Source organism: Arthrobacter sp. NPDC090010, assembly GCF_044748305.1.
Lineage (GTDB): Bacteria > Actinomycetota > Actinomycetes > Actinomycetales > Micrococcaceae > Arthrobacter_E.
The window spans coordinates 337,149-358,404 of sequence record NZ_JBIVFT010000001.1; the positions used below are offsets into that span (position 1 = coordinate 337,149).

At 64.6% G+C, this 21,256-nt stretch carries 20 protein-coding genes; 14 read left to right on the forward strand and 6 right to left on the reverse strand.

Annotated elements, in window-relative coordinates; genetic code table 11:
- The first annotated feature begins 57 nt into the window (after nucleotides 1–57).
- The 5 genes from ACIPXZ_RS01600 to ACIPXZ_RS01620 all read left to right on the forward strand — a co-directional run bounded on the left by ACIPXZ_RS01600 (nucleotide 58) and on the right by ACIPXZ_RS01620 (nucleotide 6,280).
- Nucleotides 58–597 (forward strand): MOSC domain-containing protein, encoded by a 540-nt coding sequence (locus tag ACIPXZ_RS01600; protein ID WP_400590376.1) that lies wholly within the window; start codon nucleotides 58–60, stop codon nucleotides 595–597.
- A 259-nt stretch (nucleotides 598–856) separates the two neighbouring features.
- Nucleotides 857–2,530, forward strand: a complete 1,674-nt coding sequence (locus ACIPXZ_RS01605; protein ID WP_400590377.1) for an ABC transporter substrate-binding protein — start codon at nucleotides 857–859, stop codon at nucleotides 2,528–2,530.
- A 141-nt stretch (nucleotides 2,531–2,671) separates the two neighbouring features.
- Nucleotides 2,672–3,601 carry an ABC transporter permease gene (locus tag ACIPXZ_RS01610; RefSeq protein ID WP_400590378.1) on the forward strand — a complete coding sequence of 310 codons (930 nt, stop codon included), beginning with the start codon at nucleotides 2,672–2,674 and terminating at the stop codon, nucleotides 3,599–3,601.
- Nucleotides 3,591–4,556, forward strand: coding sequence for an ABC transporter permease (locus ACIPXZ_RS01615; RefSeq protein WP_400590379.1), 966 nt, complete (start codon nucleotides 3,591–3,593; stop codon nucleotides 4,554–4,556). Before ACIPXZ_RS01610 ends, ACIPXZ_RS01615 begins: the two co-directional genes overlap by 11 nt.
- Nucleotides 4,553–6,280 (forward strand): dipeptide ABC transporter ATP-binding protein, encoded by a 1,728-nt coding sequence (locus ACIPXZ_RS01620; protein WP_400590380.1) that lies wholly within the window; start codon nucleotides 4,553–4,555, stop codon nucleotides 6,278–6,280. The genes ACIPXZ_RS01615 and ACIPXZ_RS01620 overlap by 4 nt, the downstream gene beginning before the upstream one ends.
- Before the next feature lie 83 nt (nucleotides 6,281–6,363).
- On the opposite strand, the gene ACIPXZ_RS01625 is transcribed toward ACIPXZ_RS01620, so the two are convergent.
- Complete coding sequence (locus ACIPXZ_RS01625; RefSeq protein WP_400590381.1) at nucleotides 6,364–7,128, reverse strand: SGNH/GDSL hydrolase family protein; 765 nt, start codon at nucleotides 7,126–7,128, stop codon at nucleotides 6,364–6,366.
- Nucleotides 7,129–7,385: 257 nt separating this feature from the next.
- Here ACIPXZ_RS01625 and typA point away from each other — a divergent pair, with 257 nt between their 5' ends.
- From typA to ACIPXZ_RS01640, 3 genes are all read left to right on the forward strand, one after another.
- Nucleotides 7,386–9,293, forward strand: a complete 1,908-nt coding sequence (gene typA / locus ACIPXZ_RS01630; RefSeq protein WP_400590382.1) for a translational GTPase TypA — start codon at nucleotides 7,386–7,388, stop codon at nucleotides 9,291–9,293.
- Nucleotides 9,294–9,430: 137 nt separating this feature from the next.
- Complete coding sequence (locus tag ACIPXZ_RS01635) at nucleotides 9,431–10,957, forward strand: WXG100 family type VII secretion target (RefSeq protein ID WP_400590383.1); 1,527 nt, start codon at nucleotides 9,431–9,433, stop codon at nucleotides 10,955–10,957.
- A 33-nt stretch (nucleotides 10,958–10,990) separates the two neighbouring features.
- On the forward strand, nucleotides 10,991–11,443 hold the full coding sequence (locus ACIPXZ_RS01640; RefSeq protein WP_400590384.1) for a hypothetical protein: 453 nt from the start codon (nucleotides 10,991–10,993) through the stop codon (nucleotides 11,441–11,443).
- 70 nt (nucleotides 11,444–11,513) lie between these two features.
- Here the strand turns inward: ACIPXZ_RS01640 and ACIPXZ_RS01645 are convergent, their stop codons facing one another.
- Together ACIPXZ_RS01645 and ACIPXZ_RS01650 are read right to left on the reverse strand one after the other, a co-directional pair.
- On the reverse strand, nucleotides 11,514–11,963 hold the full coding sequence (locus ACIPXZ_RS01645) for a hypothetical protein (RefSeq protein ID WP_400590385.1): 450 nt from the start codon (nucleotides 11,961–11,963) through the stop codon (nucleotides 11,514–11,516).
- A gap of 112 nt (nucleotides 11,964–12,075) precedes the next feature.
- Entirely contained in the window at nucleotides 12,076–12,348 is a 273-nt protein-coding gene (locus ACIPXZ_RS01650) for a hypothetical protein (protein ID WP_400590386.1), read from the reverse strand.
- Nucleotides 12,349–12,469: 121 nt separating this feature from the next.
- Here ACIPXZ_RS01650 and fdxA point away from each other — a divergent pair, with 121 nt between their 5' ends.
- From fdxA to ACIPXZ_RS01665, 3 genes are all read left to right on the forward strand, one after another.
- The gene (gene fdxA / locus ACIPXZ_RS01655) at nucleotides 12,470–12,793 is read left to right on the forward strand and encodes a ferredoxin (protein ID WP_400590387.1); all 324 of its coding nucleotides are present in this window, start codon (nucleotides 12,470–12,472) and stop codon (nucleotides 12,791–12,793) included.
- 11 nt (nucleotides 12,794–12,804) lie between these two features.
- A complete protein-coding gene (dapC, locus tag ACIPXZ_RS01660) occupies nucleotides 12,805–13,947 on the forward strand; it encodes a succinyldiaminopimelate transaminase (protein ID WP_400590388.1) in 1,143 nt (380 codons plus the stop codon).
- Between the two features lie 220 nt (nucleotides 13,948–14,167).
- On the forward strand, nucleotides 14,168–15,451 hold the full coding sequence (locus tag ACIPXZ_RS01665; RefSeq protein WP_400590389.1) for a citrate synthase: 1,284 nt from the start codon (nucleotides 14,168–14,170) through the stop codon (nucleotides 15,449–15,451).
- A gap of 192 nt (nucleotides 15,452–15,643) precedes the next feature.
- Here ACIPXZ_RS01665 and galE read toward each other — a convergent pair whose 3' ends face one another.
- Nucleotides 15,644–16,657, reverse strand: a complete 1,014-nt coding sequence (galE, locus tag ACIPXZ_RS01670; protein ID WP_400590390.1) for a UDP-glucose 4-epimerase GalE — start codon at nucleotides 16,655–16,657, stop codon at nucleotides 15,644–15,646.
- Nucleotides 16,658–16,712: 55 nt separating this feature from the next.
- Here galE and ACIPXZ_RS01675 point away from each other — a divergent pair, with 55 nt between their 5' ends.
- Both ACIPXZ_RS01675 and ACIPXZ_RS01680 read left to right on the forward strand, forming a co-directional pair.
- Nucleotides 16,713–17,333: a TetR/AcrR family transcriptional regulator gene (locus ACIPXZ_RS01675; RefSeq protein ID WP_400590391.1), complete on the forward strand. Its 621-nt coding sequence runs from the start codon at nucleotides 16,713–16,715 to the stop codon at nucleotides 17,331–17,333.
- Between the two features lie 78 nt (nucleotides 17,334–17,411).
- The gene (locus ACIPXZ_RS01680) at nucleotides 17,412–18,044 is read left to right on the forward strand and encodes a hypothetical protein (protein WP_400590392.1); all 633 of its coding nucleotides are present in this window, start codon (nucleotides 17,412–17,414) and stop codon (nucleotides 18,042–18,044) included.
- 27 nt (nucleotides 18,045–18,071) lie between these two features.
- On the opposite strand, the gene ACIPXZ_RS01685 is transcribed toward ACIPXZ_RS01680, so the two are convergent.
- Complete coding sequence (locus ACIPXZ_RS01685; protein WP_400590393.1) at nucleotides 18,072–18,926, reverse strand: hypothetical protein; 855 nt, start codon at nucleotides 18,924–18,926, stop codon at nucleotides 18,072–18,074.
- A 75-nt stretch (nucleotides 18,927–19,001) separates the two neighbouring features.
- Entirely contained in the window at nucleotides 19,002–20,027 is a 1,026-nt protein-coding gene (gene dapD / locus ACIPXZ_RS01690; RefSeq protein WP_400590394.1) for a 2,3,4,5-tetrahydropyridine-2,6-dicarboxylate N-succinyltransferase, read from the reverse strand.
- A 68-nt stretch (nucleotides 20,028–20,095) separates the two neighbouring features.
- Here dapD and dapE point away from each other — a divergent pair, with 68 nt between their 5' ends.
- Entirely contained in the window at nucleotides 20,096–21,205 is a 1,110-nt protein-coding gene (gene dapE / locus ACIPXZ_RS01695; RefSeq protein ID WP_400590395.1) for a succinyl-diaminopimelate desuccinylase, read from the forward strand.
- Nucleotides 21,206–21,256: the final 51 nt, after the last annotated feature.

Genomic DNA, 21,256 nt, shown 5'->3' on the forward strand with positions numbered 1-21,256 from the left:
ACGACGACGGCGGGCGGGCCGCGGCTCCGGGAATTGTCACTGTCCTAGGCTGGTGCCGTGAACGCCGTCGTCGAAGCACTGCACCTGAGCCCTGCTCACGATTTCTCCAAGTCCTCGGTTCCCAGTCTGGAGCTCATCGAAGGCCGGGGAGTGAAGGGGGATGCTCACTGCGGGGTGACGGTTCAGCATCGCTCCAGGGTCGCGGCGGATCCTTCGCAACCCAATCTCCGCCAGGTCCATCTGATGCATGCGGAACTCTTCGACGATCTTCTCGGGGCAGGTTTCGCGGTGGAGCCGGGTGATCTGGGGGAGAATCTCACCACACGGGGAATCGATCTTCTGGCGCTGCCGGTGGGTTCCCGGCTCAGCGTCGGGGACGCGGTCGTCACCATCACCGGTCTGCGGAACCCATGTCAGCAGATCAACGACTTCCGGCCGGGTCTGCTCAAACAGGTGACCCGTAGAGGGCCGGACGGCGAGCTGGTCCGTCTGGCAGGGGTCATGGGAATCGTCTCGCGAGGCGGCCGCCTGTGGGTGGGCGACAGCATCGAGGTGGCATTGCCGCCCTCTCCACACTTCCCCCTGACGCGCGTCTGAGCCAGGCCCTCCAAGTGGTGCGGAGGTCGCTCGGAGCATGACCTGGGAGTGATGAGAGTGACAGGATTCGTCAAGGTTCGCCACAGCTTCCGCAAAGGCCCGTACCCTCATCACGGTTTGGCAACGGATGCCCACGTGCTGGACAAAATCAAGCTAAGCTTTCACATTGTGTAGGCCAAGTCACACCTGTGTGACGCGGCTCATCGATGGGAGTCCGAGGGATTCTCACTCTCTACTTAAGAACTCCGAAGGAGGCGGAATGCGTTTCTCGCGCACTTCCAAAGCACTGGGTGTGGCGGCCATCGCTGCCCTGGCCCTGACGGCCTGTGGCGGCGGCAGCAACAATGCCAATAGCTCTGACAGCGGCAACGCCGACCCGAGCGGCATCGTGCGGGCCTACAGCAACGAGCCGCAGAACCCGTTGCTTCCGGGCCAGACCAACGAGGTCTTCGGCGGCCGCGTCGTCGATCTCCTGTTCGCAGGTCTGGTCAGCTACGACAGCAGCGGCAAGACCGTGAACGAGCTGGCCGACTCGATCGAGTCCTCCGACTCGCAGAACTACACGATCAAGATCAAGTCGGGTCAGAAGTTCACCAACGGTGAAGCGATCACGGCCAAGACCTTCGTGGACACCTGGAACTTCGAGGCGCTGAGCACCAACGCTCAGTCCAACGGCAGCTTCTTCAGCTCGCTCGAAGGCTACGACGATGTGGCTGCTACGACGGGCACCGGGGACAACGCCAAGCCGGCTCCGAAGGCGCAGACCATGTCCGGTCTGAAGGTCGTGGATGACACCACCTTCACTGTCAAGCTGAAGCAGCCGGAGTCCGACTGGACCCAGCGCCTCGGCTACACCGTGTTCTACCCGATGCCGTCTGAAGCCTTGAAGGACCCGAAGAAGTACGGCCAGAGCCCCGTCGGCAACGGCCCGTACAAGATGGCGGCTCCCGATGCCTGGCAGCACGACAAGCAGATCGCTCTCGTCAAGAACGACGACTACAAGGGTCCGCGTGAAGCCAAGAACGGTGGCGTGACTTTCGCGTTCTACACGAACTCCGATTCCGCCTACACCGATGTCCAGGGCAACAGCCTAGACGTCCTCGACGTGATCCCGTCCACCGCGCTGGCCACGTTCCAGCAGGATCTCGACGGCCGCGCGGCCAACAAGCCGAGTGCGCTGAACGGTACGCTGAACATCCCGGTCTACCTTCCCGATTTCCAGGGTGAGGCCGGTTCGCTCCGTCGTCAGGCCATCTCCCACGCCATCGACCGTGCACAGATCACCAAGGTGATCTTCCACGACACCCGTACCCCTGCCAAGGAATTCACCGTTCCGTCCATGCTTGGCTATGACGCCAACATCCCGGGCAATGACGTCCTGAACTTCGACGCCGCCAAGGCCAAGGATCTGTGGGCCCAGGCCGACAAGATCAAGCCGTGGGATGCGTCGAAGACCTTCACCATCTCCTACAACACCGATGGTGGAAACAAGGAGTGGGTCGACGCTGTCGCCAACCAGCTGAAGAACAACCTCGGCATCAAGGCTGAAGGCAAGCCGTACCCGAAGTTCGCCACCATGCTGGACGATCGCCTGAACCGCAAGCTGACCGGCGCCGTCCGTGCCGGCTGGCAGGCCGACTACCCGTCGATCTACAACTTCCTGGAACCGACTCTCGGAACCGATGGCAGCTCCAACTATGAGAAGTACTCGAACCCCGAGTTCGACAAGCTCCTCAAGGAAGGTGAGGCCGCCAAGACTGCTGAAGACGGCGCGAAGATCTTCAACAAGGCTCAGGAGATCCTGTTCAAGGACCTGCCGAACCTGCCCCTGTGGTCCCAGAACCAGCCCATCGGCTGGAGCACCAGCGTGAACAACGTTGAGACCGACTGGCACGGAGTCATCGAGTACTACAAGGTCACCAAGAACAAGTAGGAACCATCACCTGATGTAGTCCAACGCCGCGAGCGAGCGTAACCTGACTGCTGTTGTCTGGTTACGCTCGCTTGTTGGCGTTCATCTACGGAGAACCCCTCATATGAAAAACACGACTTCGATCAAGTTCAGGTGGCGCTCATGCTCCGTTATCTAGGACGACGCCTCCTGCAGGTCATCCCCGTCTTCTTCGGTGTGACGCTGCTCGTCTACGCCATGGTCTTCGCGGTCCCCGGTGATCCCATCCGCGCCATGTTCGGGGACAAACAGCCCTCGGACGCCGTCATCAACGCACTCCGTGCGCAGTACAACCTCGACCAGCCCTTCTTCGTCCAGTACTTCCTGTTCCTGAAGAACCTGCTGTCCTTCAACCTCGGTGTGGACTTCACCGGCCGCCCGATCGCCGATATCCTTGCCCAGATCTACCCGGTCACTGCACAGTTGGCCATCATGGCCCTCGTGATCGAGGCCGTTTTCGGCATCGCTGCCGGTCTTATCGCCGGTCTGAACAAGGGCAAGTTCTTCGATGCGACGCTTTTGGTCTTCTCCTTGTTGCTGATCTCCGTTCCGACCTTCGTCATCGGCTTCGTCCTGCAGCTCGTGATCGGTCTGCAGCTCGGCTGGGCGCGGCCCACCGTTGGTTCGTCGGTCGATTTCAACTCGTTGATCCTGCCCGCCATCGTGTTGGCATCAGTCTCCTTCGCCTACGTCCTGCGCTTGACCAGGACGTCCGTGGCTGAGGGAATGGACGCCGATTACGTTCGAACCGCCACTGCTAAGGGCCTGTCCCGCGGCCGCGTCATCAGTGTCCACGTGCTGCGTAACTCGCTCATCCCTGTGGTGACGTTCCTGGGTGCTGACCTGGGTAACCTCATGGGCGGCGCGATCGTCACCGAAGCCATCTTCAATGTGCCCGGCGTCGGTAACAAGCTCTACAACTCCATCATCCGTGGTGAGGGTCCGACGATCGTGGCCATCGTGAGCCTGCTCGTTTTGGTCTTCGTCATCTCCAACCTGGTCGTGGACCTGCTGTACGCCTGGCTTGATCCGAGGATTCGCTATGACAAATAAGAAAAACTCGCGTGTGATCGAGCACTACGTCGCCCCGCTGGACGAGACGCCACTCGCGGCCGTCGACAGCACGGTTTCCGACGACGCTCCCAGCAGCCTCTGGAAGGAGGCCTGGGTCAATCTCAGGACCCGGCCGCTCTTCATCGTCTCGGCGTTCCTGATCGTCGTGATCGCCGTGGTGTCCCTGTTCCCTCAGCTCTTCACTTCGTTGGACCCGAGCAAGCCGAACTTCTGCGATCTCGGGGTGGCGCTCCAGGGCCCTTCCGGGGCGCATCTCTTCGGCACCGACGGCCAGGGCTGTGACATCTATGCCAAGACCATCTATGGTGCCCGTGCTTCGGTGTCCGTCGGCATCCTGACCACCGTTTTCGTGGTCATCATCGGTGGTGCCCTGGGTGCCATCGCAGGCTTCTTCGGTGGCTGGGTGGACTCGGTGCTTGCCCGTCTGGGTGATATCTTCTTCGCTCTGCCCCTGGTGCTCGGTGCCCTGGTGGTCTTCCAGATGCCGCTGTTCCGTGACAACAAGGGAATCCTCTCGGTGGTGGCGGTGCTGACCTTGCTGGGCTGGCCCAACATCGCCCGCATTACTCGTGGTGCTGTGCTCTCGGTACGGAACGCTGACTACATCACCGCATCCAAGGCCTTGGGCGTGAGCCGGTGGGGTGCCCTCATCCGGCACGCGCTGCCGAACTCCCTCGCGCCGATCATCGTCGTAGCGACGGTGAGCCTGGGCACGTTCATCGTGGCCGAGGCGACGCTGTCCTTCCTCGGCATTGGGCTCCCGCAGGAGCTGCTGTCCTGGGGCCAGGCCATTTCGGATGCCCGGACGCAGCTGAGGACTAATCCTTCGGTTCTGCTGTACCCGTCGGCAGCGCTCTGCATCACCGTGCTGAGCTTCATCATGCTCGGCGACGCCCTGCGGGACGCCCTTGACCCCAAAGCGAGGAAGAAGTGACTCCTGAGATCAATGTGAACGAGGTGCCGAATACGCCTCAGGGCGATCAGGACCGTCCGCTCCTTGAAATCAAGGACCTGGAGATCGAGTTCACCACGGCAGGCGGCACTGCCAAGGCGGTCCGGAAGGTCAACTTCACCGTGATGCCTGGTGAGACCGTCGCGATCGTGGGCGAGTCGGGTTCCGGCAAGTCCACTTCGGCGCTGGCCGCGATCGGTCTGCTGGCCAAGAACGGCCGGGTGTCCGGCGGACAGATCGTGTTCGACGGTGAGGACATCACCCATGTGAGTGAGAAGCGCATGATCGAATTGCGCGGCAACTCCATCGGCATGGTGCCTCAGGATCCGATGTCCAACCTGAACCCGGTCTGGAAGATCGGATTCCAGGTGAAGGAGACGTTGCGCGCCAACGGCCTGCCCAGCGGGCCTAAGGACGTGGCACAAGCCCTGTCCAACGCCGGTTTGCCGGATGCTGAACGTCGTGCGAAGCAGTACCCGCACGAGTTCTCCGGTGGTATGCGTCAGCGTGCCCTGATCGCCATCGGGCTGTCCTGCCAGCCGCGACTGTTGATCGCCGACGAGCCGACGTCCGCCCTTGACGTGACCGTTCAGCGCCAGATCCTGGACCATCTGGAGGGCATGACCGAGGAACTCGGCACAGCCGTCCTGCTCATCACCCACGACCTTGGTCTGGCCGCCGAGCGCGCCCAGAAGGTCGTCGTGATGTACAAGGGCCAGGTCGTCGAGTCTGGTCCGGCCCTGGAGCTGTTGCGTAACCCGCAGCACCCCTACACCAAGCGCCTCGTTTCCGCAGCGCCATCCTTGGCCTCCCGCCGTATCCAGGTGGCCAAGGAAGCGGGCCTGGAATCCGAAGAGGTGCTGAGCGGCACCGAAGCGGTTCACGCGAAGGGCAAGCCGGACGCCGTCCTGCAGATCAAGGATCTGACCAAGGTGTTCAAGCTGCGCGAGGGTGCCTTCGGGCGCAAGACCGATTTCACCGCGGTGGACAAGGTCAGCTTTGAGGTCAAACGCGGCACGACGACCGCCGTCGTCGGTGAGTCGGGTTCTGGCAAGTCCACGGTGGCGCGCATGGTGCTCGGATTGGAGACGCCGACGTCCGGTTCGATCCACTTCGACGGGGTTGACGTCAGCTCGCTCACTGGACGGGACGCGCTGAAGTTCCGCCGTCGTGTGCAGCCAATTTTCCAGGATCCTTATGGTTCTCTGGACCCGATGTTCAACATCTTCCGGACCATCGAAGAGCCCCTGAGGGTTCACAAGGTGGGGGACAAGGTGAGTCGGGAGAAGAAGGTCCGCGAGCTCCTGGATGCCGTGGCCCTTCCGTCGAGCATGATGCGGCGCTACCCGAACGAGCTGTCCGGTGGCCAGCGTCAGCGTGTGGCGATCGCCCGCGCCCTGGCGTTGGATCCGGAAGTGATCATCTGCGACGAGGCGGTCTCCGCTCTCGACGTCCTGGTCCAGGACCAGGTGCTCAACCTGCTGGCCAATCTGCAGTCTGATCTCGGCCTGACGTACCTGTTCATCACCCACGACCTCGCAGTCGTCCGCCAGATCGCCGACGATGTCTGCGTGATGGAACGCGGACAGCTCGTGGAGACCGGGACGACCGACAGCGTCTTCGAGAACCCGCAGCGGGAATACACGCAGAAGTTGCTCGACGCCATTCCCGGCGCCCGGCTGCTGCTGCCGCCTGAGGTCGCTTGAGCGCGGCCGGATCGTGAACGCCGAAGGGCGGTGCCACTTGAGAGTGGCACCGCCCTTCGGCGTTATTCGGTGAGTGCGCCGGTTCAGTCCAATGTCGCTCGTATCGCCTCCGCGAACACCGTGGTCAGGACGTCATGTCCCTGCGGCTTCAAGTGCACTCCGTCGGCCATGCTGCCACCCAGCCGGTAATGCGTGATCCAGCCACCTGGATCGACGAAGGGGACTCTCAGCTCGCGTGCCGTATCGGCCAGGACCGAGTCCATCGCGATGCGGGCGCCGCCGCCGTCGTGGGCCGCGCGGGAGAGCACTCCCACCATGACCATCCGTGAGGAGGGATACCTGCGGTGCAATAGGTAGACGAGCTGGCGGCAGTTGGAGGCGACGTCGGCGGCGGACTTGCCCTGGTTCGCGTCGTTTCCACCGCCCTCCAGCACGATCAGCGCGGGATCATGGGCGGGAAGCCGCCAGTTCCCGTTCCGGAAGGCATCGAGGTAGTTGCTCGCGTGTCCCCGCGGTCGTGACGCCACATAGCCGGTCCCGCCTGCACCCACCCAGCGGACCGAGTAGCCCAGCGCGCCCAGGCCCCGCTGGGGCCAGGTGTCCTCCGGGTGCACACCCGCGGCACCACCGGCCTGGGAGTCGCCGACGAGCAAGGCGATCGGCGCGCCGTCCCGGAGCGACAGGACAGCCGGCGCCTGGCGTCCCACCGTGCCTCCGACGGCGGGAGGGAGCGACCCCGCCGTGGCCTCGGTGGAGGCCGGCGGCATCGGCTGTGGTGCAATCCCTGCTGTAGCCAGCAACGCCAAAGACGCCGCCAGCAGCAGCGTTCGGCGCGGTAGTGACTTCACTGGATTCCCTTGTCTGTCGGAACGGATTCTGAAACAAGTGTGAAGGCACGAGGACGGATAACCTAGTCACCTTTTGATCACGGGTGGGTGGCTCCGCAACCGGCTTCTGAAGTGGGTGTGCAAGACCCTTGCTCCGAGCCGGTAGAATTGCATTGGGAGGGCTGTGGTGTCCTCTCCGTCTTGTGTCCCGTCGCGTGGTGTGCGGCCGTCGGACACGGAACCACTGTCTTGTCGTCGTTGAAACGAGTCGAAAACGCATGTCCGAAAACACTGCCTCGCGTTCTGATCTGCGCAATGTCGCAATCGTCGCCCACGTTGACCATGGCAAGACCACCCTGGTCGACGCCATGCTCCGCCAGACGAACTCCTTCGCCTCTCACGGCGCGGTGGAAGACCGTGTGATGGACTCCGGTGACCTGGAGAAGGAGAAGGGCATCACCATCCTGGCCAAGAACACCACGGTGGCCTACAACGGTCCCTCCTCCAACGGTGAGACGATCACGATCAACGTGATCGACACCCCGGGCCACGCTGACTTCGGTGGCGAGGTGGAGCGTGGGCTGTCCATGGTCGACGGTGTCGTGCTGCTCGTGGACGCCTCTGAGGGTCCGCTGCCGCAGACCCGCTTCGTGCTCCGTAAGGCACTGGCGGCCCACAAGCCCGTGATCCTCCTGGTCAACAAGACCGACCGTCCGGACGCACGCATCGAGGAAGTCGTCCACGAGTCGATGGACCTTCTCCTTGGTCTAGCCTCTGATCTGGCCGATGAGGTCCCGGACCTCGATCTGGACAAGGTCCTTGAAGTTCCCGTGGTCTACGCAGCCGCGAAGGTCGGCCGCGCCTCCACCGAGCAGCCTGCCGATGGCGCTGCCCCGGACAACGAGGATCTCGAGCCGCTCTTCAAGACCATCATCGAGCACATCCCGGCTCCCACGTACAACCCGGAGGGCGTCCTCCAGGCACACGTGACCAACCTGGATGCCTCCCCGTTCCTGGGTCGTCTGGCTCTGCTGCGTATCTACAACGGCACCCTCCGCAAGGGTCAGCAGGTCGCCTGGGCTCGCCAGGACGGCACCCTCAAGACCGTCAAGATCACCGAACTCCTGGCTACCAAGGCCCTGGAGCGTGTTCCGGCCGAGTCCGCCGGGCCGGGTGAGATCGTGGCCGTCGCCGGTATCGAGGACATCACCATCGGTGAGACCTTGACCGATCTGGAGAACCCGCAGCCGCTGCCGCTCATCACGGTGGATGACCCGGCCATCTCCATGACCATCGGTATCAACACCTCCCCGCTGGCCGGCAAGGTCAAGGGCGCCAAGGTCACCGCTCGCCAGGTCAAGGATCGCCTGGACAAGGAACTGATCGGCAACGTGTCCCTCCGTGTTCTGCCGACCGAGCGCCCGGATGCCTGGGAAGTCCAGGGTCGTGGTGAGCTCGCGCTGGCCATCCTGGTGGAGCAGATGCGTCGTGAAGGTTTCGAACTGACCGTGGGCAAGCCGCAGGTGGTCACCAAGACCATCGACGGCAAGATCCACGAGCCGATGGAGCACATGACCATCGATGTGCCCGAGGAATTCCTCGGCGCGGTCACCCAGCTCATGGCCGCCCGCAAGGGCCGCATGACCAACATGGCCAACCACGGCACCGGCTGGTGCCGCATGGAGTTCATCGTTCCGGCCCGTGGCCTGATCGGCTTCCGCACCAAGTTCCTCACGGACACCCGCGGTGCCGGTATCGCCTCCTCCATCGCCGAGGGTTACGAGCCCTGGGCAGGCCCCATCGAGTACCGCACCAACGGTTCCATGGTGGCCGACCGCGCCGGTGTGGTGACGCCGTTCGCCATGATCAACCTGCAGGAGCGCGGTTCCTTCTTCGTCAAGCCCACCTCCGAGGTGTACGAGGGCATGATCGTCGGCGAGAACTCCCGCGCCGATGACATGGACGTCAACATCACCAAGGAGAAGAAGCTCACCAACATGCGTGCGGCTTCCTCGGACTCCTTCGAGAACCTCACGCCGCCGCGCGAGTTGACTCTGGAGGAATCCCTCGAATTCGCCCGCGAGGACGAGTGCGTGGAGATCACCCCGGAGGACATCCGCATCCGGAAGGTCATCCTGGACTCCAGCGAGCGTCTGAAGGCGAGCAGGGCCCGAGCCCGCGCCTGAGTCGCCACAGCATCGAATGACGCAGGGCACCATGGGGAGTTATCCCCATGGCGCCCTGCGTCATTGTCATGAAAAGCTAGGCTCTGGATCAACTGGGCGGCCCTCGGCCGCAGTCGAGGGGAAGGAGCGCGATCGCCATGGGGCTTTACGGCGCTGACGTCGGAAAGCTCCGGGAGCTGTCCACCAGGATGGACAAGGCAGCCGAGCTGCTGGGCTCGCGGAGCAAGAACCTGCACGCTGAGATCATGGCCGCGCCCTGGAAGGGGCAGGATGCGAGCCGCTTCATTCAGAGCTGGAACAGCGACTACCGGCCAGGGCTGGAGCGGGCCATCGCGGCGCTGCGGGAGAATGCCAAGGTTCTGAAGAACCAGGCCAAGGAGCAGGAAGACGCCTCCAACTCCAGTGGAGGGGGAAGCGGGGGAGCGGGCAACGGTCCCTCGCCCGCCACTTCGCAGGAAGATCAGAAGGCGCTCACGGACAAGCTCGACCAGATGGCCCACGCCACGCCCGAGCAGCAAGCGGCGTGGTGGAACAGCCTCACCGACGCCGAGAAGAAGTACTTGCTCAGCAACAAGGACACGGCGACGGCGATCATGGGCATGGAAGGCGGGGTTCCGGAATCCGCCAGGGACACTGCCCGGGACTACCTTCTGAATGCAGCGCGTCATGACGTCCCGGTCTACAAGTCCACCGATAAGGCCGGGCTTGAGGCGGAGGTCGCCTGGTTCCACGGTGGAGCCCACGTCACGGCCGAGGTGACCAAGAATGCCGATGGCACCGCGACCATGAAGGTCTCCGGGGATCTTGGCCTCGGCGTCAATACCAAGGGTGACGACAAGGTCGGAGCAACCCTCAGCGGCGAAGTCTCCCGGACTTACCAGTTCAAGTCGCTGGAGGATGCCGTGGCCGCCCGGAACAAGATGTATGACGATCTGCCCCCGGACAGCTTCGGCAAGGCCAAGGACGTCATCAGCAATCCTCCGGGCTATGTGCTGGACACGATCGATCACGCGGCCACGGCCAACCACACCATCAGTCACAGCGATTCCGCCAAGGGCGAGCTGTCCTTGGAGGCCTCTGGCAAGGCTGGAGACGCCTCGGGCAACGCCAGCCTCAAGATGGCCTACGAGCAGAACCTCACGGACGGGACCTCCTCGGGGTCCGTGCAGGTTTCCGCCACGGGCAAGCTGGACATGGACGGTCGGGTGTTCCAGGCCAATGGCAATGCGGGCCTGACGGTCAATATGGACAAGGGGCACAACATCAGCTCCGTCTCCCTGGCCATGGACGGAACGGTCGCGCAGGGCGCCTCGGAGGCCACGGGGGTCGACGGGAATGGTTACAGTGGTTCCGTGACCGCGGGAACCCAGGGGTCGGTCAAGATCGACATCCCCTACACCCCGGACAACAAGGTCATCATCGACAGCTACCTGCACAATGTGGCGGTCGGCAACGATCAGGCGGCCAATGCGGACGCTGCGCGGCTTTACCACGCGGGATCGGCCACGTACCAGACCAACAGCGTGGTCACGGCCAAGGGCGACTACGGCTTCGACATCAAGGCCGCTAGCGTTAAGGTGACCACGGAGAGCTCGACGTCGACGAATGTCTCCACGTATCAGAAGGCCCCGAACGACGGCAAGCTCGTTCAGATGAAGCAGTGACCGGAATCAAGACTCAGGAAAGGACTGCCAGGGATGACCATGCGCATTGATTCGGAGCTGGGATTCTCCGCGGAATTCCCGGACTGGACCATCGTCTTGGATGAGTCCACTGCTGGGCCGGGTACCGAGCAGTACGGCCTGCCGGGAAACATCCTGGTGACGGTGATCAAGGATGAGCAAGCCGTGCAGTCGGCGCCGCAGCTGTCCGGTTGGGCACACCTGATGGCCGAGTTCTACCTGCAGAAGAACGGCCGCGTGCTTGCCGAGGGCGATCTTCAGCTGGAGGGCAGACAGAGCTACGCGGTCATGGTCGCTTTTGAATCGGAGGATGGCGAAGCGAAGAGTGCCACGAGCGTCGCAGTACTGCAGAACGGGCGTTTCCTCGGATTCCTCGTGGTGCGTCCGGAGACGGACCCTGAAGCGGAACCGCGTACCGAGGATGTACGGGAGATCGTGGGAGCCGTGACCGTCAACGCTGCGGCATAGCGCTCATCACAGGCCAGGGGCCGGAAACACATCGTGTTTCCGGCCCCTGGCCCGTGTCTGTGGAACTCGTTTACAGTTCGGCGGTGACCCCGGCTGAGGAACACGGCGCGGAGATGGCCTGCCATTCCTGGGTCATGCGGTCCTTGTCCTCCTGGGGAAGCGTGTCACTCTTCGTGTAGTCGAGCGCGAGGATTCCGATGGCCGTCAGGGCCTTCTTGGTCTCGGCCGGCGCCGACTCAGCGGCAGTCTGGCTCTCCGTGTACAGATTCATGTAGCCGGAGCTGTCTGGGTAGCTCATCGTGCGGAGTTTGGCGGCGAGTTCGTTGAATTTCTGGCAGGAGGCCTTGAGGCCGCTTGCGTCGGCGGCGGCGTCGCTGCTCGGCGCCGCATCAGAGGTGGTCTCCATCGGGCTGTTTTCCGAGGTGGCGCTTTCGCTCGGTGCGGGCGCAGGAGCGCTCGGTGAACAGGCTGCCAGCAGCGGAGCCAGGGCCAGGACGGCCCAGATCGCGGTCTTCTTCATGATTGCCTTCCCATGGGGTGCGGGCGAACGGTAGGAATACTCCCACGTCACGCTACCGGGAACGGTGGCCGATCTCATGTCATACGGATGGGGAGGGCTCCCCATCCGAGGTTCACGGGCGGGGCGGGAACCGTGGAGCCCGGGGCGCCGGAGCGGGCGGAACCGGCTTGGCCGCGGTCACCCGTTCGAGGGGCACCGTGATGGCGCCCCGACGGCCGGTGACGACGATTTTCAGCTTCCCGTCGGCGTCCTGTTCCCGAGCGCTCAATTCGCCGAGTGCGTCGCTGAGCACGCCGTCGTCGTCCAGTTTGAAGCGCACGACGACGCGGGTGCCGATCGGGGCACTGAGCAGGAGCTGGACGCCGCGGAGTGAGGATAATGACACGCCACCATGGTAGGCGGGCGTCACGCTCTTCGGTGAAGTGGGGCCTGGGGTAATACAGTGGAGAACAACGGATGAACGCCTGCGGGACACAGGCACCGTAGCCGAAGGGAAAAGACGGAACGTGACGTACGTAATCGCACAGCCTTGCGTTGATGTGAAGGACAAGGCCTGCATCGAGGAATGCCCGGTCGACTGTATCTACGAAGGCGAGCGTTCCCTCTACATCCACCCGGACGAGTGCGTCGATTGCGGTGCCTGTGAGCCGGTCTGCCCGGTGGAAGCCATCTACTACGAGGACGATGTCCCCGACGAGTGGAGCGAGTACTACAAGGCCAATGTCGAGTTCTTCGTCGAACTCGGTTCCCCCGGCGGTGCTGCCAAGATCGGCAACACGGGAACGGACCACCCCTTCATCTCCGCTCTGCCGCCGCAGAACCAGGACTGAACGCAGCGGACATGGGATTTCCTTCGGACGCCTTCGGACTGAGCCTGCCTGAATACCCCTGGGAATCCCTTGCCCCGTACCGGGCCAGGGCGGCCCAGCATCCCGACGCCGTCGTCGATCTCTCGATCGGCACGCCCGTGGACCCCACACCGTCGTTCATCCAGGAGGGGCTGGCCGCCGCGGCGGACGCCCACGGCTATCCGACGGTGCACGGCACCGCGGCGCTGCGGGAGGCCGTGGTGGACTGGTTCGCCAGGCGCAGGAACGTGCCCGGCTTGAATCCCGACGCCGTGCTGCCGACAGTCGGTTCGAAGGAGATGGTGGCCTGGCTGCCCTTCTTCCTCGGCCTGAAACCCGGGGACGTGGTGGTGCGCCCCAGCGTGGCCTACCCCACCTATGACATCGGAGCCCAGCTGGTCGGCGCCACCGCCGTGGCCGTGGACGACCTGGACGAGCTCGATGCGGCCACCCGGGCCAGAGTCCGGCTGGTCTGGCTCAACTCGCCGGGCAATCCCACCGGTGAGGTGCGCTCGGCCGAGAGCCTCAAGAAGATCGTGGACCAGGCCCGCGCGCAAGGCGCAGTGGTCGCCTCGGATGAGTGCTACGCGGAGCTCGGCTGGGATTCCTGGGACGTGCAGCGGGGCGGCGAAGCCGTCCCCAGCGTTCTCGACCCGCGGGTGAGCGGGGGAGACGTCTCCGGACTCCTCGCCGTCTACTCGCTGAGCAAGCAATCGAATCTGGCCGGCTACCGGGCCTCCTTCGCAGCGGGAGATCCTGTGTTGATCGCCAGCCAGGTCAACAGCCGCAAGCACGCGGGGATGATCGTCCCCGCCCCGATCCAGGCCGCCCTGCGGCTGGCCTTGGGCGAAGACGAGCACGTCCAGGCGCAGAAGGACCTGTACCGCGGACGACGCGAGCGCTTGCTGCCGGCTCTGCGCTCCTTCGGGCTGGAGATCCGTCATTCGGAGGCCGGGCTGTATCTCTGGTCGACGGCGGGGGAGGACACCTGGGAGACCGTGGGTCGTCTCGCCGAGCGGGGCATCGTCTGTGGCCCCGGTGTGTTCTACGGAGAGAAGGGCAACGGATTCGTCCGGATCGCCCTGACCGCGTCCGATGAGCGGATCGATGCCGCAGTGAGCCGTCTGACCGCCTGAGACCGCGGCAGATACCGCGCCGTGAGCGAAAGCGCAAGGCTTTCCTGGGAAGTGGCTGCCGATTAGGGCGGCACTTGCCGATGGTTGTAGTTTGTTACTGGACACTTGGCGATTCCTCCGGGAATTTCGCCCAGACTTTGTTGGAAGCGGACAACCCGTCGCCGGCGAAGCCACAGCATCACGAGTTCTAGCGGGGTGAAGCCCCACAAAGGAGACTCCTATGACCGAGCACAAGAGCGCAACGCTCCGCCACGAGAACGGCGAACTTGAACTCCCCCGGATTCCGGCGGTTGAAGGCAACGACGGTTACGACGTCTCGAAGCTCCTGAAGTCGACCGGCGCGGTGACCTACGACCCCGGATTCATGAACACCGCGGCCACGGCCTCGGCGATCACCTACATCGACGGTGACGCCGGCATCCTGCGCTACCGCGGGTACCCGATCGAGCAGCTGGCACAGCACTCCAGCTTCCTGGAAGTCTCTTACCTGCTGATCTACGGCGAACTTCCGACCCCCACGGAGCTGGAGGCGTTCGACCAGAAGATCCGCCGTCACACCCTTCTGCACGAGGACCTCAAGGGATTCTTCGGTGGGTTCCCGCGTGACGCGCACCCCATGCCGGTGCTGTCCTCCGCGGTCTCCGCGTTGTCCACCTTCTACCAGGACTCTCTGGACCCCTTCAACCAGGAGCAGGTGGAACTCTCCACCATCCGCCTTCTGGCCAAGGTCCCGGTCATCGCGGCCTACGCCCACAAGAAGTCCATCGGCCAGCCGATGCTCTACCCGGACAACTCGATGAACCTGGTGGAGAACTTCCTGCGCCTGTCCTTCGGTCTGCCCGTGGAGCAGTACGAGATGGATCCGACCATCGTCAAGGCACTGGACCTCCTCCTGATCCTGCACGCGGATCACGAGCAGAACTGCTCCACCTCCACGGTCCGTCTGGTCGGTTCCGCGAACGCGAACCTCTTCGCCTCCGTCTCCGCCGGCATCAACGCCCTCTTCGGCCCCGCACACGGTGGCGCCAACGAGGCCGTGCTGAAGATGCTGCGCCAGATCCAGGCCGATGGCATCAAGCCGGAGGACTACATGGAGAAGGTCAAGAACAAGGAAGACGGCGTCCGCCTCATGGGCTTCGGACACCGTGTCTACAAGAACTACGACCCGCGCGCCAAGATCATCAAGGCCACGGCTCATGAGGTTCTGGGCAAGCTCGGTGGCAACGACGAACTGCTGGACATCGCAATGCGCCTGGAGGAGAAGGCCCTCGCGGACGATTACTTCATCCAGCGCAAGCTCTACCCGAACGTGGACTTCTACACGGGCTTGATCTACAAGGCCATGGGCTTCCCGGAGAAGATGTTCACCGTGCTCTTCGCGATCGGCCGCCTGCCGGGCTGGATCGCCCAGTGGCGCGAGATGATCAACGATCCGGCCACCAAGATCGGCCGTCCGCGGCAGCTCTACACGGGTCACCCGGAGCGTAACTACCCGGCGGTCTGATCCCCGGAACGCCTGGAGCCGACGACGGCGGCCGCTCACCTGGAAGGTGGGCGGCCGCCGTCGTCGTTCAGTCAGGAACGCGGAAGCGATTGGCCAGAGGCTCCAGCCGAGCTTGCGAGGTCGGAGGAGGCCATGAGCGCACTCCGGGCCCGATTCCGGTTTCCGGAGCGGCTCGAAGTGACCCCGCGTTGCTCAGGCCGTGTAGCCGTTGGGGTTGTTCTTCTGCCAGCGCCAGTGGTCTTCGCACATCTCATCGAGGGACTTGGTGGTGGACCAGCCGAGATCGGCGAGAGCGGAGGAGGCGTCCGCCCAGAAGGCCGGAAGGTCTCCTTGGCGACGGGCGACGATCTCGTAGGGCAGTTCGTGCCCCACGGCCCGTTCGAAGGACCGCAGCACCTCCAGGACGCTGGACCCCCTGCCGGACCCGAGATTCCAGCGGAAGACGCCCGCGCGCGGCTCGATGTGGTTGAGCGCGGCGAGATGGCCCTCGGCGAGATCGACCACGTGGATGTAGTCACGCAGGCAGGTGCCGTCCGGTGTCTCGTAGTCCCCGCCGAACACCATGAGCTTCTCGCGGCGCCCGACGGCGACCTGCGCGATGAATGGCACGAGGTTGTTCGGGATGCCCTGCGGATCCTCGCCGATGCGGCCCGAAGGATGTGCCCCGACCGGGTTGAAGTAGCGCAGCAGGGCTACGGACCAACGCTCATCGGAGGCCGCCAGATCCGAGAGGATGTCCTCGATCTGTTCCTTGGTACGACCGTAGGGGTTGCTGGCCCCGATCTCCATCTTCTCGATGTACGGGACCGGGTTGTGCTCGCCGTACACGGTGGCCGAGGAACTGAACACGATGCTGCGCACATCGTGGGCGTCCATGGCACGGAGCAGGTTGATCGTGCCGGCGACGTTCCGGTAGTAGTACTCGAGGGGGATCGCGGAGGACTCGCCCACCGCCTTGAGACCCGCGAAGTGGATCACCGAGGAGAAGTCGTGAGCCGCGAAGAGAGCATCCAGGCCTTCTGCGTCCGTGAGGTCCACCGCGTGGAAGGCGACCTTCTTCCCCGTCAGCTCTTCGACGCGGCGAAGCGATTCCTCACTGGAGTTGGACAGGTTGTCCAGCACCACAACGTCCTTGCCGGCCTCGAGCAGAGCCAGGACGGTGTGCGAACCGATGTAGCCGGTACCCCCGGTAACCAAAATCGTCATGCCTACAACCGTATCGCAGCAGGCCGTTTAAGCTCAGGTGTGCTAGAAAAGTAGTGTGCCGAAAGTCGTCAATGCAACAGCCCGCCGCGCCGAAGTGGCGGACGCCGTTTTCCGGATCATCTCCGCCGATGGCCTGTCGAAGGTCTCACTCCGGGAGGTCGCGGCGGAAGCCGGGCTGGTGGTCGGATCGGTACGGCACTATTTCCAGGACAGTGCCGAGCTACTGGAGCACGCCTTCCTGACCGCCAATGAGCGTCTGGAACGTCGCCTGGACGAACAGCTGCCGGAGGTGGAAGCGGCTGCCGAAGACGGCTCTGCCGAACACCTGAGGGAAGGCGCCGTGAGGCTGCTGGCGCAGTTCCTGCCGCTTGAGGGGGACTCCGCAGCCGAATGCTGTGCGCGGATCGAGTTCCGGCTCGCCTCCCGCGGCAACCCCGCACTGCAGGCCGAAGCCGAACGCGGATACCGTGCGTCGGCCGCCGTCGTCGGCCATCTGATTCAGCTGTTCCGGCCTGCCGGTGAGCTGGATGAATTGGTGGTGGAAGCCGAACGTCTGCTCTCGCTTCTGGACGGTCTGTCCCTGCACGCGCTGGTGCACGGTCAGTGGCTCGACGCCACGATGTGCCGCTCGGTGCTGCTGAAGCACCTGGACGAACTTCTGCTCCCCGCCCCCTGAGCCGGGCGCTTCGCCGAGGACTACACTGAAGGCGTCGACCCTGCGCTGTCGGTGAAGACAGGGCCGTGGGAGGTCCGCATGAACGCACGTGAATCAGCTGGAGGGGAAGCCGGGGAACCAGGCTCCTGGACTCTGAGTGTGGGGACATCGTTCCCCATGCTCGTTGCACTGTACCTGCGGGAGAGCGCCGGAATGCACGATGCCGGGCCTCCGACGCTCGCTCCCATCGAACCTCGCGTGCACGGCAGTGAGCACCGCCATCTCATCGCGGACGTGGGCGGGCACGAAGCCCTGCGCATCGAATGGGAGGCCTGGTGGCATCAGCTGATCAGATCCCATTCGGAGCTGACGCAGACGCCCGACATCCCGGAGACGGCCCAGTTCCTCGGCTCTCCCGCTTTGCACCGCGTGGCCAGCGCGCACCGTGGGGCCGCGTACAGCTGGGCTGAAGAGCGGCTCCGTGAGCACACCCACCGCCAGGCAAGACAGGCCGCAACGCTGGAGACGGAGGTCGAAGCGGTGGTCCGTGCGTGCGAGAGGACGCTGGGCCGGCCGGCCCAGGGCTTCACTCTGCGGCTGGTGATCCTGCCGTTCGCGGAGCCACGTGCCTGGTTCGCCGAGCCTGATCTGGTACTACTGAGTCATCAGCTGCCGGACGACCCACCGCTGCTGCGCAGCTACCTGGAACCGATCCTGGAACTGCTGGTCTGAGCGGTCTGGGCTGCCGGTTGGAAGGGCTCAGGCTCCCGGACCTGAAGCGAGCGTGATGACCACCTGGCGGCCTGAAGACTGTGTGGCCCGCCATCCGTCGCGGTTCTCCCGGAGCCAGGTCTGCATGTCGTAGTCGACCCGGTCGATCCCGAACTGCTTCGCGTTGGCGACGGCCCACTGCGCGACGGCCCAGCCGGTGGTGCCGGACGTGCTCACCCGGAGCTCCCGGTTGGAGACCTCGGCGTGGAGAGTGGGGAAGGCCTTGGCGAACTCCTTCTGCGCGGCAGCCGGGTCGCCGGCACCGGTGGAGGGCAGGAGACTGCAACTGAAGGAAGCCGGGGACTGCCCGGTCAGGGACGAGGCGAACGCCCGGCCCTCGCTCTCGTGATCCGCATAGGCTTCCGGGAAGGCCGAACGCTGGACTGTCTGGGCGGCCTCTGTCAGCGGCATCGACTGGTAACCGGGTACCTTCACCAGAGCCTTGTAGAAGGCGCCCGTGGAGTAATAGGGGTCCATGATCTCGGCTTCGGTGCCCCAGCCCTGTGAGGAGCGCTGCTGGAAGAGCCCGCGGGAGTCGGGACCGGCGGCGTCGCCGTAGTTCAGATTGCGGAGGTGGGACTCCTGCAGCGCCGTGGCGATGGCGATGGAGGATGCCCGCGGCGGGAGCCCCTTACTGACGCCGACGGCGGAGATCAGCGCGGCGTAACGTGACTGGTCCGGCGTGAGCTGGAATTTGTCCCCCGACACATCGACGGTGCAGAGCTCGGGACCCTCCGAACGGACGGAACTGGTGAGCTGGACGGCGATCCAGATCCCGCCGGCCAGGAGGCTCAGCAGGAGGAGCAGGGTGATCCAGCGCCTGATGTGGCGACGTCGTGACACGAAGAGGCTTCCGGTCGGGGGCGATGGACGGCAGAGGGTGGGACCTGACGGTCCCACCCTCTCATCTTAGGCGGCTCAGTTGGCGTGCAGGGCTGCGTTCAGTTCCACGGTCTGGCCCTTGCGGGGGAGCGCCTCCACTTCACCGGTGCTGGAATTGCGGCGGAAGAGGAGATTCGGCACGCCGGAGAGGTCCACTGCCTTGACGATCTGCTGGACCTCCTCGCCGTCCGCGTCCTTGGGACCATGGACGCGGACGCGGGTGCCCGCGGTGACGTAGAGACCTGCCTCCACCACTGAATCGTCGCCGATGCTGATGCCGACGCCGGAATTGGCGCCCAGCAGGACCCGCTCGCCCAGGGCTACGCGCTCCTTGCCGCCACCCGAGAGCGTTCCCATGATCGAGGCGCCGCCACCGACGTCGGTGCCGTCCCCGGCCACGACTCCTGCGGAGATTCGGCCCTCGACCATCGACGTTCCGAGAGTGCCGGCGTTGAAGTTGACGAAGCCTTCATGCATGACGGTGGTGCCGTCGGCCAGGTGCGCGCCCAGGCGGACGCGGTCGGCATCGGCGATCCGGACGCCGGTCGGGACGACGTAGTCGACCATGCGGGGGAACTTGTCCACTCCGTACACCGTCACGTTGCCGCGTTTGCGGAGCTTGGCCCGGACCGACTCGAAGCCCTCGGGGAGTGCCGGGCCGAAATTGGTCCACACCACGTTGGCGAGCTTGCCGAACAGGCCGTCGAGGCTGACAGTGTTCGGTGCCACGAGACGGTGGGAGAGCAGGTGGAGACGGAGGTATGCGTCCGCCGTGTCGGCGACAGGGGCGTCCAGATCGATCTGCACGAACACCACCTGCTGCTGGGTGCCGCGATCCTCGTCCGTGCCCGCGGCTGCGGCCTCGACGAGTTCCTTCGGCGCGTTCTCCACGGAGCGGAGGGACTCCGCGGCTTCTCCGAGGGCGGGGGCGGGGAACCACACGTCCAGGACGGTGGCCTCATCGCCGCGCACGGCGATGGTCGCGATGCCGAAGCCATGGGCGGTCCGGCGCGAAGCGTGTGCGTTCAGGTCTGCGGCGTTCTCAGGGGCGGCTGAAGTCATGCCTGCAGTTTATCGGCGCGCCATGACGCCTCAAAAGTAACGGTGTTCAGCGGCAGTAAAGTGAGGAAATGACCGTTCTCGACCTGCATCAGGATGTCTCCCTACTCACCGCGGCCCTGCTCGATATCAACAGCGTCTCCGGAGCTGAGAAGGACATCGCCGACGCGGTGGAGGATGCCCTGCGGGCTCTCGACGCGTTCGAGATCACACGCGACGGGGACTCGATCGTCGCCCGTACGACGGAGGGACATCCCGAGCGTGTGATCCTTGCGGGTCATCTCGACACCGTGCCCCTGCCGACCACGGCCGGCTCGCTCGGCACCGTTCCGAGCAGCTGGACCGGTGAGCCCGGCGCGAGCACCCTGTTCGGACGGGGCGCCGTCGACATGAAGAGCGGTGTCGCCGTGCAATTGGCTCTTGCCGCGGCGATCGGACGTGGAGACCTGACTCCCGGCCGGGACGTGACTTTCGTCTTCTACGATCACGAGGAGGTCGAAGCCTCCAAGAGCGGTCTGGGCCGACTGGTCCGTAACCACCCTCAGCTGCTCGAAGGCGATTTCGCGATCCTCCTGGAACCGACCAACGGGGTGGTGGAAGGCGGCTGCAACGGCACGAGCCGTTTCGAGGTGACCACCCGGGGGGTGGCGGCGCACTCCGCCCGGGCCTGGATGGGCGAGAACGCCATCCACGCCGTGGCACCGGTCCTGACGCGTCTGGCGGCCTACCAGCCCCGAACGATCGCCGTGGACGGGCTGGACTACCGCGAGAGCCTCAACGCCGTGCTCATCCACGGAGGGACCGCCGGGAACGTCATCCCGGATCGATGCGTCGTGGAGATCAATTACCGCTTCGCCCCGGACAAGACGCCGGAGGACGCCGAATTGCACGTCAAACAGCTGATGGAGGGGTTCGACGTCGTCCGCACCGATGCGGCGTCGGGTGCGCGCCCGGGACTGAACCACCCGGCTGCGGCGAGTTTCGTCACTGCCGTGGGTGGCGAGCCGAAGCCCAAGTACGGCTGGACGGACGTCGCTCGCTTCTCGGAACTCGGTGTTCCGGCCGTGAACTTCGGCCCGGGAGACGCTCTGCTGGCGCACAAGGACGATGAGCATGTCGACGCCGAGGCCGTCCGGGCCTGCCTCGCTGCGCTGACTCGGTGGCTGTCTCCGCAGATCTGAGCATGACGCGAAGGAGGCCGTGACCCCGATGGGGTCACGGCCTCCTGTCGT

Bases quoted from the DNA above. Each gene is read 5' to 3' on its own strand.
- ACIPXZ_RS01615 (WP_400590379.1), top strand. From the start codon at position 3,591: ATGACAAATAAGAAAAACTCGCGTGTGATCGAGCACTACGTCGCCCCG.
- dapD (WP_400590394.1), bottom strand. From the start codon at position 20,027: ATGACTTCAGCCGCCCCTGAGAACGCCGCAGACCTGAACGCACACGCT.
- ACIPXZ_RS01665 (WP_400590389.1), top strand. From the start codon at position 14,168: ATGACCGAGCACAAGAGCGCAACGCTCCGCCACGAGAACGGCGAACTT.
- ACIPXZ_RS01645 (WP_400590385.1), bottom strand. From the start codon at position 11,963: ATGAAGAAGACCGCGATCTGGGCCGTCCTGGCCCTGGCTCCGCTGCTG.
- ACIPXZ_RS01610 (WP_400590378.1), top strand. From the start codon at position 2,672: ATGCTCCGTTATCTAGGACGACGCCTCCTGCAGGTCATCCCCGTCTTC.
- galE (WP_400590390.1), bottom strand. From the start codon at position 16,657: ATGACGATTTTGGTTACCGGGGGTACCGGCTACATCGGTTCGCACACC.
- typA (WP_400590382.1), top strand. From the start codon at position 7,386: ATGTCCGAAAACACTGCCTCGCGTTCTGATCTGCGCAATGTCGCAATC.
- ACIPXZ_RS01605 (WP_400590377.1), top strand. From the start codon at position 857: ATGCGTTTCTCGCGCACTTCCAAAGCACTGGGTGTGGCGGCCATCGCT.
- ACIPXZ_RS01640 (WP_400590384.1), top strand. From the start codon at position 10,991: ATGACCATGCGCATTGATTCGGAGCTGGGATTCTCCGCGGAATTCCCG.
- dapE (WP_400590395.1), top strand. From the start codon at position 20,096: ATGACCGTTCTCGACCTGCATCAGGATGTCTCCCTACTCACCGCGGCC.
- dapC (WP_400590388.1), top strand. From the start codon at position 12,805: ATGGGATTTCCTTCGGACGCCTTCGGACTGAGCCTGCCTGAATACCCC.
- ACIPXZ_RS01635 (WP_400590383.1), top strand. From the start codon at position 9,431: ATGGGGCTTTACGGCGCTGACGTCGGAAAGCTCCGGGAGCTGTCCACC.
- ACIPXZ_RS01680 (WP_400590392.1), top strand. From the start codon at position 17,412: ATGAACGCACGTGAATCAGCTGGAGGGGAAGCCGGGGAACCAGGCTCC.